The sequence below is a fragment of the Xanthomonas cassavae CFBP 4642 genome (assembly GCF_000454545.1).
GTDB classification, from domain to species: Bacteria; Pseudomonadota; Gammaproteobacteria; order Xanthomonadales; family Xanthomonadaceae; genus Xanthomonas; species Xanthomonas cassavae.
In genome coordinates, this window is sequence record NZ_CM002139.1 from 4,176,027 (window position 1) to 4,190,152 (window position 14,126).

14 protein-coding genes and 1 pseudogene are annotated in these 14,126 nt (G+C 66.7%); 7 read left to right on the plus strand and 8 right to left on the minus strand.

Annotated elements, in window-relative coordinates:
• Positions 1 to 131 precede the first annotated feature (131 nt).
• On the plus strand, positions 132 to 392 hold the full coding sequence (locus XCSCFBP4642_RS0118415) for a hypothetical protein (RefSeq protein WP_082862103.1): 261 nt from the start codon (positions 132 to 134) through the stop codon (positions 390 to 392).
• Positions 393 to 684: 292 nt separating this feature from the next.
• Here XCSCFBP4642_RS0118415 and XCSCFBP4642_RS0118420 read toward each other — a convergent pair whose 3' ends face one another.
• From XCSCFBP4642_RS0118420 to XCSCFBP4642_RS0118440, 5 genes are all read right to left on the minus strand, one after another.
• Positions 685 to 2,022, minus strand: coding sequence for a PQQ-dependent sugar dehydrogenase (locus tag XCSCFBP4642_RS0118420; RefSeq protein WP_029221068.1), 1,338 nt, complete (start codon positions 2,020 to 2,022; stop codon positions 685 to 687).
• 88 nt (positions 2,023 to 2,110) lie between these two features.
• Positions 2,111 to 2,416, minus strand: a complete 306-nt coding sequence (locus tag XCSCFBP4642_RS0118425; RefSeq protein ID WP_029221069.1) for a DUF3247 family protein — start codon at positions 2,414 to 2,416, stop codon at positions 2,111 to 2,113.
• A 226-nt stretch (positions 2,417 to 2,642) separates the two neighbouring features.
• The gene (locus XCSCFBP4642_RS0118430) at positions 2,643 to 4,676 is read right to left on the minus strand and encodes a hybrid sensor histidine kinase/response regulator (protein WP_029221070.1); all 2,034 of its coding nucleotides are present in this window, start codon (positions 4,674 to 4,676) and stop codon (positions 2,643 to 2,645) included.
• Positions 4,677 to 4,801: 125 nt separating this feature from the next.
• Complete coding sequence (locus XCSCFBP4642_RS0118435; protein WP_033898528.1) at positions 4,802 to 5,092, minus strand: hypothetical protein; 291 nt, start codon at positions 5,090 to 5,092, stop codon at positions 4,802 to 4,804.
• The gene (locus XCSCFBP4642_RS0118440; protein ID WP_029221072.1) at positions 5,079 to 5,525 is read right to left on the minus strand and encodes a hypothetical protein; all 447 of its coding nucleotides are present in this window, start codon (positions 5,523 to 5,525) and stop codon (positions 5,079 to 5,081) included. The genes XCSCFBP4642_RS0118435 and XCSCFBP4642_RS0118440 overlap by 14 nt, the downstream gene beginning before the upstream one ends.
• A 248-nt stretch (positions 5,526 to 5,773) precedes the next feature.
• Here XCSCFBP4642_RS0118440 and XCSCFBP4642_RS0118445 point away from each other — a divergent pair, with 248 nt between their 5' ends.
• The gene (locus XCSCFBP4642_RS0118445) at positions 5,774 to 6,349 is read left to right on the plus strand and encodes a DUF3016 domain-containing protein (protein WP_029221073.1); all 576 of its coding nucleotides are present in this window, start codon (positions 5,774 to 5,776) and stop codon (positions 6,347 to 6,349) included.
• A 368-nt stretch (positions 6,350 to 6,717) separates the two neighbouring features.
• Here the strand turns inward: XCSCFBP4642_RS0118445 and alr are convergent, their stop codons facing one another.
• Positions 6,718 to 7,818 (minus strand): alanine racemase, encoded by a 1,101-nt coding sequence (gene alr, locus XCSCFBP4642_RS0118450; RefSeq protein WP_029221074.1) that lies wholly within the window; start codon positions 7,816 to 7,818, stop codon positions 6,718 to 6,720.
• Positions 7,818 to 9,107: a D-amino acid dehydrogenase gene (locus XCSCFBP4642_RS0118455; RefSeq protein WP_029221075.1), complete on the minus strand. Its 1,290-nt coding sequence runs from the start codon at positions 9,105 to 9,107 to the stop codon at positions 7,818 to 7,820. The genes alr and XCSCFBP4642_RS0118455 overlap by 1 nt, the downstream gene beginning before the upstream one ends.
• A gap of 149 nt (positions 9,108 to 9,256) precedes the next feature.
• Here XCSCFBP4642_RS0118455 and XCSCFBP4642_RS0118460 point away from each other — a divergent pair, with 149 nt between their 5' ends.
• A complete protein-coding gene (locus tag XCSCFBP4642_RS0118460) occupies positions 9,257 to 9,736 on the plus strand; it encodes an Lrp/AsnC ligand binding domain-containing protein (protein WP_010372124.1) in 480 nt (159 codons plus the stop codon).
• Positions 9,737 to 9,843: 107 nt separating this feature from the next.
• On the opposite strand, the gene XCSCFBP4642_RS0118465 is transcribed toward XCSCFBP4642_RS0118460, so the two are convergent.
• Positions 9,844 to 10,272 carry a hypothetical protein gene (locus XCSCFBP4642_RS0118465; protein WP_029221076.1) on the minus strand — a complete coding sequence of 143 codons (429 nt, stop codon included), beginning with the start codon at positions 10,270 to 10,272 and terminating at the stop codon, positions 9,844 to 9,846.
• 475 nt (positions 10,273 to 10,747) lie between these two features.
• Here XCSCFBP4642_RS0118465 and msrB point away from each other — a divergent pair, with 475 nt between their 5' ends.
• From msrB to motB, 4 genes and pseudogenes are all read left to right on the plus strand, one after another.
• On the plus strand, positions 10,748 to 11,212 hold the full coding sequence (gene msrB, locus XCSCFBP4642_RS0118470; RefSeq protein ID WP_029221077.1) for a peptide-methionine (R)-S-oxide reductase MsrB: 465 nt from the start codon (positions 10,748 to 10,750) through the stop codon (positions 11,210 to 11,212).
• Positions 11,213 to 11,464: 252 nt separating this feature from the next.
• Positions 11,465 to 11,934: pseudogene (locus XCSCFBP4642_RS25265) on the plus strand (MliC family protein).
• A gap of 98 nt (positions 11,935 to 12,032) precedes the next feature.
• A complete protein-coding gene (motA, locus tag XCSCFBP4642_RS0118480; RefSeq protein ID WP_003489127.1) occupies positions 12,033 to 12,887 on the plus strand; it encodes a flagellar motor stator protein MotA in 855 nt (284 codons plus the stop codon).
• A gap of 10 nt (positions 12,888 to 12,897) precedes the next feature.
• Complete coding sequence (gene motB, locus XCSCFBP4642_RS0118485) at positions 12,898 to 14,064, plus strand: flagellar motor protein MotB (protein ID WP_029221078.1); 1,167 nt, start codon at positions 12,898 to 12,900, stop codon at positions 14,062 to 14,064.
• The last annotated feature ends 62 nt before the right edge of the window (positions 14,065 to 14,126 follow it).

Genomic DNA, 14,126 nt, shown 5'->3' on the forward strand with positions numbered 1-14,126 from the left:
GCCGCCATCGCCAATGTCTGCTGTTTCATCGGTCGTTCCGATTTGAAGGAAGGGGCATATTTTCTCCGATAGGGACCGACTTGATCAGCGTTGCCCTAGGCTGGAATCCAAGCCCACACCGGAGAGACGCGATGCGAGCCTTGTTCGTAGGAGGAGTTGTCGACAACAGCGAAATGGATCTGGACGACACCCCGCCACCGATGCACTACCCCGAAAACACCGGTGCCGGCCGACCCCGCTACCGCCTGCACCAGGTTGGCGAACGCGACGATGGCAGCGTGGCCTATGCGGTCTACGGGGCGCCGGAAATGGCCGACGACGATATCAGCCGCATCACCGAAGAACGTGGCTATGCGCGTCGCTTCAGTGCATCACCGGAAGCACCACGCTGAGCAGAGTCGATGCTGAATGCAAGGCGTTGGAACGTTTCACATCCAGGGTGTCGATGCAACGGCATCTTCAATGCTAGCTAGCGTCTGCCTGAGCGATTGCTGGCGTGCCAGCGTTAACGAAAACCGGGCATCTGCCCGGTTTTTTTAGTCGTCACGCAGACTCTCGTTGGCGCAGACGTTTGCGCCAGATGCACCGTCCCAGATGATGGGCAGATACGCCGAATGGCAGCCTGTGGTGTTGGAGATAGCGCGTGCTGCAGCTGCCTGCTTGCACGGCCACCTGTCAGCGGGTTCAGCGCGTCTTCGGGGTCACGCGCCAGATCGCATTGCCCACATCGTCGGCCACCAGCAAGGCGCCGGTGTTGTCGGAGCTCACGCCCACCGGACGCCCCTGTGCATTGCCCTCGGCATCCAGGAATCCATCCAGCACGGTGATCGGAGCGCCGTTGGGCCTGCCGCCCACGAATGGCACGAACAACACCTTGTAGCCGCTGGGCGGGTCACGATTCCACGAGCCGTGCTGGCCGATAAAGGCGCCCTGGCGGAAGCGCTCCGGCAGCAGCGTGCCGCTGGCAAAGGTCAGCCCCAGCGAGGCAGTATGCGGGCCCAGCGCATAGTCCGGCTTGATGGCCTTGGCCACCAGCTCGGCATTCTGCGGCTGGACCCGCTCGTCCACATGCTGTCCGTAATAGCTATAGGGCCAGCCATAGAAACCGCCATCGCGCACCGAGGTCAGATAGTCCGGCACCAGGTCGCTGCCGATTTCGTCGCGTTCGTTGACCACCACCCACAACGATTTGCTCTGCGGCTCCCATGCGGTCCCCACAGGATTGCGCAAGCCACTGGCGAACACGCGGCTACTGCCGGTCGCCGGGTCGATTTCCAGGATGGCGGCGCGATTGAGCTCGGCCTCCATGCCGTTTTCGGCGACGTTGCTGTTGGACCCCACGCCGACATACAGCTTGCTGCCATCCGCACTCGCCAGCAGCGATTTGGTCCAGTGATGGTTCAAGCCGCCGGGCAGATTGGCCACAAAGGTGGGCTTGGCGGTGATGTGGGTGTCGCCGGGCGTGTACGGAAAGCTCACCAGCGCATCGGCATTGGCTACGTAGAACCGGTCGCCTACCAGGGCCATGCCGAACGGCGAGTACAGCCCACTGATGAATTGCGTGCGGACTTCGGCCACGCCGTCGCCGTCGGCGTCGCGCAGCAGGGTGATGCGATTGGCGCTGGGCACGACCGCGCCAGCCTTTTTCATCACCGCGCCCTGCACCTTCTTGCGCAGACCGCCACCACTCTCGGCATTTTCAGGCTTGGGCGGCTCTGCGGTTTCAGCCACCAGCACATCGCCGTTAGGCAGCACATAGACCCAACGCGGGTGATCCAGGTCACGCGCGAACGCACTGACCTGCAGATCGTCGGCAGCCATGGGCTTTGCATTGGCCGCCCAGCGCTTGACCGGCGCGATCTTGACCGTGGGGATCAAGCGCTTCACCGGTTCGGGCAGCTGCGGGTCCGGTCCGGTCCCCTGTTCGATGGCCAGCGTGGCGGTATCGCCGCAACCGGCAAGAATGGCGATGACCATCAGCGACAGCGGCCAGCGAACCAGCGTGGACACGGGTGCATTCATTGCGGAAGAGTCCTGAACCGTTGCGACGGCCAGTCATCATGCCGCCAACAGCTCAGCGAGAAGTAAACACATCGTCAAGACATCTGCGTCAGACGCCGTGTGGATCTGCACCCGGCGGGAGCGGATGCACCGCCACGATGCGGTCCATCCAGATCCAGTGGGGCTCCTGCGACGCATCCAATTGATCCAGACGCAGCTGGCCATTGAGGCCCTCGTTATCGCTGTCGTCGAGATAGGTCTGGATGCTGGGGCGCACCGCGACAGTGCCGCTCAGCATGCTGCCGTCGTCGAGTTCGACGCGTACCCGCTCCTGGTCACCGAGCAGGGAGACCCAATGCTCCAGGGTGGCGATCTGCACTTGTTCGGTATACACGTGGGGGGCGTACTTGGGCATCGGGGCAATCCATCGGCGCGGAGCATCACGCTAGGCCAGCGTGCGTGAAAGGCACAGCAAGCCTGCCCGTACCCGCTCGAGCTCTCGCCGCATGGCGCAACGGCGGCATGCCAGTGCGCCCGGCAAGGTCCGGGCAGTGACATCGCTAAACACATCACTGACGATGTCACATGGCCGACCCAGGGGGCGCGACGATTGCCGCGCAGGCACCATCACCTGCCTTGTCTTACTCGGCCGCTTCGCGCGCCGCGCGCACTGCGGTGACCAGTTGCGCCACGCTATACGGCTTGGCCAGATGCTCCTGAAAGCCCGAATCCAGCGCGCGCTTGCGGTCGTCATCGCGGGCCAGCGCGGTGACTGCCACCGCCGGCAGCGCGCGCGCGTCCAGGCCCAGGTTTTCGCGCACGGTACGGATCAGGCCGTAGCCATCCATGCCGGGCATGCCGATATCGGTCAGCATCACATCGAAACGAGCGTGGCCACGATGATCGATCAAGGCCAGCGCATCGGTGGCGCTACCGGCAGTGACGACCTCCGCGCCCTGCTCTTCGAGCAGCCGGCGCAGGTAGTCGAGCATGTCCGGCTGATCTTCCACTGCCAGCAGGCGCAGGCCATTGAGCGCACGCGCTTCGACGATCTGTTCGGACATCAGGCGCCGACGCAGCTCGCGCCGCCGCCGCTTGCCCTGGTCGGGCACATGTTCGGGCAGGCGCACGGTGAAGGTGGCACCCTTGCCGCGGCCGCCACTGGTGGCGCCGACCTGCCCACCATGCATTTCCACCAGCTGCTGCACGATCGCCAGGCCCAGGCCCAGCCCGCCATGCTGCCGCGTGGTGGTGCCGTCGGCCTGCCGGAACCGCCCGAACAAATGCGGCAGGAATTCGGCGGCGATGCCGTCGCCGGAATCGCGCACTGCCACCAGCAGGTGGCCGTCATCGCGCTCGATGCTGACATCGATGCGTCCATGTGCCGGGGTGAACTTGATCGCGTTGGAGAGCAGATTCCACAGCACCTGCTGCAGCCGCGTGGCATCGCCCAGCACCAGGCACGGCGTGGACGGCGCATGCAGTTGCAGGATCTGGTCCTTGCCTTCGGCGGCCAGTTCCTGGGTGTTGAGCGCTTCGCGCACTTGCTCGGCCAGATCCAACGATTCGACTTCCAGCTGCACCTTGCCGAGCAGCATGCTGCTCAGATCGAGCATGTCCGAGATCAGCCGCTTCTGCGCGCGTGCGCTGCTGGCGATCACCGACAGGCCCTTGTAGTTGGCATGCCCTTCTTCGACCCGCTGCAGCAACAACTCGCTCCAGCCCAGGATGGTGGTCAGCGGCGTGCGCAACTCGTGCGACAAGGTGGCCAGGAACTCATCCTTGAGCCGCGCCATGCTTTCGGCTTCGTTACGTGCGCTGCGCTCGGATTCGAGCAGCTGCTCACGCGCCAGTTCGATCTCGCGCTGCTCGGTCACGTCCGGGCTGCTGCCGGCCAGGCCGATGAAGCGCCCGTCGGCCGAATAGCGCGGCGTGGCAGTCATTTCGATCCAGCGCCACTGGCCATCGTGACGGCGCGCGCGCACCAGCGCACGCAGCCCGCGCTGCTCTTCCAGCGCGGCAGACAACTCGAACTGGAAGATCGGCAGGTCGTCCGGATGCAGCAGCTCGCTCCACGCCGACACCGTGCCGCTGGAAATATCCAGGCCGAAGAACTCGCCGTAGGCGCTATTGACGAAGCGCACCACGCCCTGCGCATCCAGCACCCACACCGGCATCGGCAAGCCGTCGGCCAGCGCGCTGAAGCGCGCCTCGCTTTCGGCCAGCTCGCGCTCCACGCGCTTGCGCTCGGTGATGTCCATGAACAACACCGCCACCCGTGCCTGTTCCGGCTGTCCAACCCGGAACGCGTCCACCGAGTACCAGCGGCGCAACGCCTTGGCCTGCATTTCGAAGTGGATGCGGTTGCCGGTGCGGGCCACCTGCCCGTAGCGATCGAACCATTCTTGCTCATGCTCGGGCAGCATGTCGCGGATGGAGACATTCAGCGCGTTCGACAGCCCCGTGTAACGCTCGAAGGCGCCATTGGTCGTACGGATGATGTAGTCAACCGCATGGTCACCGTCGAACACCAGATCGATGACGCAGAAACCGGCGTCGATATTGTGAAAGATCTCGTGGTACATCCCCGGATCGAGGAAGGGCTCGGCGATGGCGGCCGGCAACGCGGCTGCCAGATCGGGACTGGGGCTGGAGGTGCTCAAATCGGAAACCACGGATGCTGCCGGAGCAGATGACGGGCAGATGGAACCATGCCCGATGTCGTCAGCGGGTGCACAGGCGGCCGACAGCGATCACGGATCGATTACCTGCGGCCCGGGAGCGCCGGGCTTTCGCAGAGTCACCACAAGGTGGCGGCGGTCAGGGCAATACAGCTTGCCAATACCACGATGCCGACGATCACGCCACGAAACACCCATTCGCCTTCGCGGCGCAGCTGCTCGTCCATCCAGCGCTGCGCTTCCTCGCGCCAGGCGGTGGAGCGGGCATAGTCGGCATCCAGCAGCAGCAACCGTACCCGCGACAGGCCCAGTTCGGCGCATTCGCTGTGGCAGCGCTGGCTGAAGCCATCCTCGGCCGTGACGACCTGCGTAGCGAGGGGCAACTCCAGCTCGAGTTCATGCCTGGACATAACGGGGACGCTCCTGATCAAGCTCGTGTTCCAGCGCCATGCGCGCCAGTTGAGTGTAGTTGGCGCGCGGTCCCTGCCCGCGGCCGGTGAGCATTCCCTGATAGTCCAGGTCCTGCCAGACCCGCCCGGTCCATTCGACGCAGTCTTCGGCGATGACCAGCATCAACGAGTAGCGGTATCCCAGGCCGGTCGCAGCGGTGTAGGCATACACCGGCGGAAACTGCACCGCGACATCGACCTGGCGTGCCAACGCGGCCAGGTGGTCGCGCAAGGCATCCCGCGGGTCGGCACCGGGGTCCAGCCGCAGCGTCCGGGTGGCCAGATCCAGGTCCACCTCGCTCTGCAGGGCGACAAAGGCAGCAGCCCCGGTCACAGGGTTGTGGCCGTGCTGCTTTGCCCAGTCGATGAACTGCAGGCGCACGTCCGCCGGCATATGCGCCGGCACCGGAGAAGCTGACTTTGTGCGGTAAGAGTGGATGTCCATGTCGTTGATCTTCCCGGCTGACCCGTGAAGCGCAGGCGCAGGCGCGGTGAACCCACCGTCACGGCCTGCAGGGCGCGGATTAACCGGGTGGCAACGCCATTCCAGCCTGGGCGCTGCGCGCGTTGCGGGCCTCCCGGCGCGCCCCCACACTGCACGGACGCACGGTACGCGACGTACCGCACGCTTGGAGGCTTTCCATGAAACGTTTTAGTGTTTCCGGCGCCGGCCTGTTGCTGGCAGGGTTGCTAGCCGCCACCGGCGTCCAGGCCCGTGTCCGCAACGTCACCGATCCCGAGGCGCCGCGTGCGCTGGCCAGCGATGGCAAGGTGGATGTGCGCTGGACCGACCCGGCCGACTTTTCCGATCTCCGTTTCAGCGGCAATCGCTGGGAAGCGCAGCGCGGCGATTGGGTCACCCAGCTGGCGACCCATTTCCAGCAAAGCGCCGCGCGCCAGCTGCCCGAAGGACAGCATCTGAGCGTGACCATCACCGACATCCGCCGCGCTGGCCAATACGAGCCCTGGCATGGCCCGCGCCTGCAGGACGTGCGCGTGGTCAAGGACATCTATCCGCCACGCTTGAGTTTCACTTACACGCTCACCGCTGCCGATGGCCGGGTGATCGACCAGGGCGAGCGCAAGCTGGTGAATTCTGCGTTCCTGATGAGCGGCCCCCGGCTGACCGACAGCGATCCGCTGCGCTTTGAGAAAGCGATGATCGACGACTGGGTGCGCAAGCAGTTCCGTGGCGATCGCAGTACCGCTGGGTTGTAGGTGGCACTGGCGTCGAAGGCGTCCTGCGTAACGCGGATGACCACTGCCGATTGAGACCACAACCGCGCAACCACGCTGCGCCGTTGTGTCTGTTGGGCGTGCGGTGCTAGGTGCGTTCGCAGTGACTGGCGGCGTGAGGTTCTCTGCTTGTCCGTCAACTCAGCTTGTCGGTCACTTCGCAGTCAGAGGCACCGGCGTGCTGATCGATGGTTCGGTCCTCGCGTCGCGTAGCGAGGCAGCCGCAGGCATGCATGGTTGAAGCTTGTGTGGCATCCAGACTGCACGTTGTTGCGCGCGCACCCTCATCCGGCGCTGCGCGCCACCTTCTCCCCCCATGAAGAATGTCCCGGCGTGAGAAGGGACGCAGGTTACCGCGCTGCAACTTCGCCCGACGCCGCTTCGTCCACATAGACGCGCGGCACCCGCTTCAAACCACACAGCAGCTGATACGCGCTGACATTGCAGTGCGCCGCCAAGATGCCGGGCCGTGGGGCCTCGCCCCACAGTTGCACCGGCGTCCCGATATCGGCTTGTGGATGATCGGTCAGATCCACCGTGAGCATGTCCATGGAGACCCGCCCGATCAGCGGGCAGACCTGGCCGTCCACCAGCACCGGGGTGCCATTGGGCGCGAACTGCGGGTAGCCGTCGGCATACCCCATCGCCACCACGCCCACGCGGGTTGGCCGCTGCGCCACGAAGCGGGCACCGTAGCCCACCGGCTCGCCAACCGGCAACTCGCGCACCGAGATGATCCGCGAGCGTAGCGTCATCACCGGGCGCAGCTGCGCGGTCAGCTCGGTGTCGTGCGGAAACGGGTTGGCGCCATACAGCATCAGTCCCGGGCGCGACCAGTCGTTATGCAGCGCCGGCCAGCCGAGCAGGCCGGGCGAATTGCGCAGGCTGGTTTCCGCGCGCATGCCGCCAGCGGTGAGCGCAAAGGCCACCGCCTGCTCGTCGGTGCGGCTGCAGTCCAATTCGTCGGCGCGCGCCAGATGGGTCATCAGCACCAGCGAGGCGATCTGCGGCAGCCCGCGCAGGCGCAGCCAGGCGGCGCGAAAATCCTCCGGCGACAGGCCCAGCCGGTGCATGCCGCTGTCCAGCTTCAGCCACACCCGCAACGGTCGCGGGCTCTGGAACTCAGCCAGCGCGCGCACCTGCTGCGGCGTGGACACCACGGTCCAGAGATCGTGCTCGGCGATCAGGCGCAGCTCGTCCTGTTCGAAAAAGCCTTCCAGCAGCAGGATCGGCGCACGGATGCCGGCCTGGCGCAGTTCCAGCGCTTCTTCGATGCAGGCCACCGCAAAACCGTCGGCTTCCGGCTCCAGTGCCTGCGCGCAGCGCACCGCACCGTGGCCATAGGCATCGGCCTTCACCACCGCCAGCGCCTTGCTGCCCCCCAGCCGTTTGGCCAGTCGATAGTTGTGACGCAACGCCTCCAGGTCGATCGACGCTTGCGCAGGACGCACTACGCGGCCTCCCGTTGCGGGCGCACGCTGCGCGGCGACAGGTAGCGGAACACGTCCAGCCCCTCGGTATCGATCTCGGGCGTGCGGCCCTGCATGAGGTCGGCCAGGTAGCGTCCGGAGCCGCAGGCCATGGTCCAGCCCAACGTGCCGTGGCCGGTGTTGAGGAACAGGTTGGCGAGCGGGGTGGCGCCCACCACCGGGGTGCCGTCCGGCGTGGCCGGGCGCAGGCCGGTCCAGAACTCGGCCTGGGCCAGATCGCCGCCGCCGGGATAGAGGTCGTTGACCACCATCTCGAGGGTGGCGCGGCGGCGTGGATTCAGCGACAGATCGAAGCCAGCCACCTCGGCCATGCCACCGACGCGGATACGGTCGTCGAAGCGGGTCAGCGCGATCTTGTAGCTCTCATCCAGCACCGTGGAGGTCGGCGCACGCTGCGCATCGCGGATCGGGATCGTCAGCGAATAGCCCTTGAGCGGGTAGACCGGCAGATGCAGGCCGGGCGAGAGCAGCAGGTCGGCCGAATAGCTGCCCAGCGCCAGCACGTAGCGGTCGGCAGTTTCCATGCATCCATCGATCTGCACCCCGGTGATGCGGCCGCCGGCATGCTCCAGCCGCTCGATCTGCTGCCCGTAGCGGAAGGTGACGCCCGCCTGCGCGGCCAGCTCGGCCAGGCGCTGGGTAAACAGCCGGCAATCGCCGGTCTGGTCTTCGGGCAGGCGCAGCGCGCCGGCCATCTGTGCGCCGCCGCCGGCCAGCCCGGGTTCGTACTGGGCGATCTGCGCCGGGCTCAGCAGCTCGTACGGCACCCCATACTGGGCCAGCACCTGGATGTCCTGCGCGGCCGCGTCGAGCTGCTGCTGGGTGCGGAACAACTGCGTGGTGCCGAGCTGGCGGCCTTCGAATTCGATCCCGGTGTCCGCGCGCAGCGCGTTGAGGCAATCGCGGCTGTAGTCGGACATGCGCACCATGCGCGCCTTGTTCACCGCATAGCGCTCGGCGGTGCAGTTGCGCAGCATCTGGCTCAGCCATGCCAGCTGGCGCAGATCGCGGGTGGGGCGGATCGACAGCGGCGCGTGCTGTTCGAACAGCCACTTCACCGCCTTGCCAGGCACGCCGGGCGCCGCCCACGGCGAGGTGTAGCCGAACGACAGCTGGCCGGCATTGGCGTAACTGGTCTCCAGCGCCGCTGCCGGCTGGCGGTCGACCACGGTGACCTCGCAACCAGCCTGCGCCAGATACCACGCGCTGGTGACGCCGATGACGCCGCTACCGAGAATGAGCACCCGCATGTCGTTCTCCTGGGAAAGGGCATTCCCCCACAACCAAGCGCCGAGGGAGACAGTTAGAGGCAGTATATTGCGAGCCAGGCAGTGTCGTTTCTGGAATCAGGCCGCCTTTGCAGTGAAACTTCCTGCCAAACCTTGTCGAGGCAAACCCCATGACCACCCGCGCCCGCGAGCTGGACAAGATCGACCGCAAGATCCTGCGCATCCTGCAGCAGGAGGGGCGCATTTCGTTCACCGAGCTGGGCGAGCGGGTCGGCCTGTCGACCACGCCCTGCACCGAGCGCGTGCGCCGGCTGGAGCGCGATGGCGCCATCACCGGCTACTACGCGCGCCTGGACCCCCACTATCTCAAAGCCAGCCTGCTGGTGTTCGTGGAGATCAGCCTGGCCTACAAATCCGGCGACATCTTCGAGGAATTCCGCCGCGCTGCGCTCAAGCTGCCCAACGTGCTGGAGTGCCATCTGGTCTCCGGCGATTTCGACTACCTGCTCAAGGCGCGCATCAGCGAGATGGCCTCCTACCGCAAGCTGCTCGGCAGCACCTTGCTGACCATGCCGCATGTGCGCGAATCCAAGAGCTACATCGTGATGGAAGAGGTCAAGGAGACGCTGGCGTTGCCGATCGCCGATTGAGGCGGCGATTTCAGGATTCAGGATTCAGGATTCGGGATTCGGGATTCGGGATTCGGGATTGGCGGTTGGCGGTTGGCGGTTGGCACCAGCAGATCGCGCCGCTGCAGTCAGCGCACCACGCGCATGCCATCGCCCGCCGGCACCGCGTCGTAGTAGCGCCCGGTCTTGGTATCCAGCACCCGGTTGGGACCGGCCGGCTGCATGCCCTGCAGCAGCCGGCCATTGCGGTCATAGACCATCGGCGTGGCCGTCGGCACCTCGCTGCCCGCCGGGGCAACCGGTGTGCCCGCCGGGCCGCGGGTGGGAACGCTCGGTGCGGCCGGGCGCTGGCCCAGCTGGGAGGGCACCGGGCTCAAGGCCTTGGACGGTTGCAGCGCACGCGGCGGCGCCAGCTTGGGCTGCGCCGGTGCCGGGGTGGCGATGGGCTGGAGGGTATTGGACGAGCGCGTGCTGGTCGCCGACTGCGCCAGCGCCGCGCCGGCCATGCCGAGCAGGCCGCCGAACAACATGCCGCGCATCGAAGAATGGATCGCCATGACAGGCACCGTGAGTGACCGGGAGTGATTCATCGATGGGGGCGCAGCTAGGCGGCGGCAATGCGCGCAGCCCACTGAGGGATGAACGCTTCGTCAGGTAGGGTGGCTTCGCCCCATACCCTCACCCTCACCCCAACCCCTCACCCCAACCCCTCGCTCCGCGCCCCGGCTCACGCCTTGCAGCGTGGGCGCTCAAAGGCAGGCGCGCCAATGGCGCGCTGGCCCCGCCTTTTCGCCCGCGGGGACAGGGGCTCCTGTGGGTTCCTAAGGCTGCGCTCCCTTCTCCCGCCGGGATATTGTCCTCCTTCATGGGGGAGAAGGTGGCGCGCAGCGCCGGATGAGGGTACGCGAAGCCTCGGGCTCTTCAGTCGCACGCGCGACTCATGAACAGGTCAACCGGTTGAACCACCCACCCCGCGCCCACATCACAGGGGCAGACGCCGGCACGCCGCCCGCGCGCGTATGCGAGAGCCCTATGAGCCAGTTCGATCTCACCCCGCCCTCCCCCGCCCAGCGCGACACCCTGATTGCCGGGCTCAGCGACGAGGAACAGCGCGTGCTGCTGCAGCATGGCACCGAGGCGCCGTTCTGCGGGGTGTTCCTGGACAACAAGCTGGAGGGCGTCTACACCTGCCGCCTGTGCGGGTTGCCGCTGTTCCGCTCCAGCGCCAAGTTCGATTCCGGCACCGGTTGGCCGAGCTTTTTCGCGCCCTACGATGTTGCGCATGTACGCGAGATCCGCGATACCAGCTACGGCATGATCCGCACCGAGATCGTCTGCGCGCGCTGCGACAGCCATCTGGGCCATGTGTTCCCGGATGGCCCGCCGCCGACCGGCGAGCGCCATTGCCTGAACTCGGTGTCGCTGGGCTTCACCGAACATGGCCGGCCGCTCCCGAACCCGCTACAGCGCGACGGCGCCGAAGCACAGCCGGCCTGACATCGGCGCGGCTGCCGGGCCTGGCCCAGGGCGGCGCGGAGCCGAGCGCGAAGGCCTCCAAACGCAGCCTGCCTGACGGTTGCGCGGGCTGGCTGGCCCGGGTGACGCAGCGCCGGCAGGATGGTCGCTGGTGCATCGGCAGCGCCAGGCCCGCATGCCGGCCCGGCGGATGCCATGTTCCGATCGCCGCCATCCCGGTGGTGGTGGTCACATCCAGGCAGGAGTACGCAGATGCATACGTTCTTACCCCTGATGCTCGCCGGCCTGCTGGCCACTATCCTTGACAGTTGCAGCGCGGGCACCCCCCGTCCACAGCGGAGACGGCCAGGCCGGCAGACACGCCGCCTGCCGCCGCCGACAACAGCCCCACCGGCCTGCCGCCGGCCGACACCGACGCCAGCGTGACCGGCCCGCTGCCGCGTCCCGATAAGACGCCGGCACCGGCCGCGCCTGCTGCCGGCCCGTCGCTTCCCGCCCAGGCGGTGGCCTGGCGCTGCGACCAGCGCGCGATCACCACCCGCTTCGATCCGGCCACCGATGCCATCCAGCTGACCCTGGAAGACCGCACGCTGACCCTGCTCAGTGCGCAGGCGGCCTCCGGCGCTCGGTTTGCCGATGTCCAGGGCAACCAGTTCTGGGAGCATGCCGGCGAAGCGACGCTGTCGCTGGCCGGTGGCGGGGCCATCAAATGCGTGCATGAGGCCGCCACGACAATCGGCTAAACGTTCAGTTACAGCGCACATCGTCACGCTGCGCGCTTCAAGAATCGGCCGCGCAAGCCGAAACCACTAGCAACCCCCCGTTTGCTTCCGGCTGCGCCATGCTCATCATCGTTGGCTTCATTGTCGTCATCGTCAGCGTCCTCGGCGGCTATGTGCTGTCGCACGGAAAGCTGGGCGCGCTGTGGCAACCCTACGAGCTGATGATCATCGGTGGCGCCGCGCTGGGCGCGTTCCTGGTCAGCACGCCGGGCAAGATCGTCAAGGAAACCCTCAGCGGCATCATGGGTGTGTTCAAGGGCCCGCAATACAAGTCCGACGACTACAAGGACACCCTGAGCCTCATCTACGAGCTGTTGAACAAGGCCCGCCGCGACGGCTTCATGGCGCTGGAAGACCACGTCGAAAAACCGCAGGACAGCACCATCTTCGGCAACTACCCCAAGGTGGTGGCCGACCATCACCTGCTGGACTTCATCACCGACTGCCTGCGCCTGATGATCGGCAGCAACATCGAGCCGCACGAACTGGAACCGCTGCTCGAACTGGAACTGGAAAAACACCACCACGAAGCCCTGGCGCCGTCGCATGCGCTGAGCAAGGTGTCCGACGGCCTGCCCGGCTTCGGCATCGTGGCCGCGGTGCTCGGCATCGTGATCACCATGGGTTCGATCGGCGGGCCGATCGAGGAGATCGGCCACCACGTCGGCGCCGCGCTGGTCGGCACCTTCCTCGGCATCCTGCTGGCGTATGGCTTCGTGTCGCCGTTGTCGGCGGCGATGGAAGCGCGCGCCGAACAGGACGGGCGCATCTACGAAGCGGTCAAGACCGCGCTGCTGGCCTGCCTGCGTGGCTACAACCCGAAGATTGCGCTGGAATTCGCCCGCAAGACCCTGCCCTCCAACGTGCGCCCGAGCTTCGGCGATTTCGAAACGCACCTGAAGACGATCAAGTAGGGCCACGGTCATGGCCGAGGGCAAATCCACCGTCATCATCCGACGGGTCAAGAAGGTGCAGGGCGGCGGCCACCATGGCGGCGCCTGGAAGGTGGCCTTTGCCGACTTCGTGACCGCGATGATGGCCTTCTTCCTGGTGCTGTGGCTGATGGCCGCCACCACCAAGGAACAGCGCGCGGCGATCTCCGAATACTTCCGCAACCCCAGCCCGCTGTCCGGCAAGTCGCCGGCGCCCTCGCCCGGCATGAACGGCCCCGGCGGCGCCAGCACCTCGATGATCAAGCTCGGCGGCACCGCCGACATGGCCAAGGGGCAGAAGGACGAAATGGGCCGCAAGCGCGACAACGCGGCCGATACGGACGTGGACAGCCGCGCCAAGGACAAGCAGCGCCTGGAAGCGCTGATGCAGGACCTGAAGGAAGCCATCGACAAGAGCCAGGCGCTGGAGCCGTTCAAGGACCAGTTGCTGCTGGACCTCACGCCCGATGGCCTGCGCATCCAGATCGTGGACAAGCAGAACCGCCCGATGTTCGACATCGGCCGCGACCAGCTCAAGCCGTACACGGTGGACATCCTGCGCGAGCTGGCCAGCTTCATCAATCAGGTGCCCAACCACATCAGCATCACCGGCCATACCGACACCACCGCCTACAGCAGCGATGCCGGTTACACCAACTGGGAACTCAGCGCCGACCGCGCCAACGCCGCGCGCCGCGCGCTGGTGGGCGGCGGCATGGAAGACGCCAAGGTCACCCGCGTGGTGGGGCTGTCTTCGTCGGTGCTGTTCGACAAGACCGACCCGCAGAACCCGGTGAACCGCCGCATCAGCATCGTGGTCATGACCCAGGACGCCGAGCAGGCCGCGCTGGCCGGTGCCGGCCAGGGTGTGGCGCTGGGCAAGCCGATGCCGGATGCGGACACCCATGTGCCCGACCTGAGCGGCGCGGCGGCCACCGGCACCGCGACCGTGGGCAAGCCCGCAGACAGCGCCGCGCCGACCGCACCGGCACCGGCACCGGCACCGGCACCGGCAGCGACGGTCGCCGCGCCGCGCGCTGACGCACCGCGGTTGTCCTCCAGCGCCCAGGTGGCCTCGGCCGCCGCGCTCGCCAGGGCGGCTGAAGCGGCCGTGGCCGCGCCGCGGGTGGCAGTGGAAGGGGTGCCGTCCACGCAGTGAGTCGTCGCCGCGGCAGCTGACGCCGGCCTTGCTCACCGGCCGTGCCTGGCGGCATGCGCCGC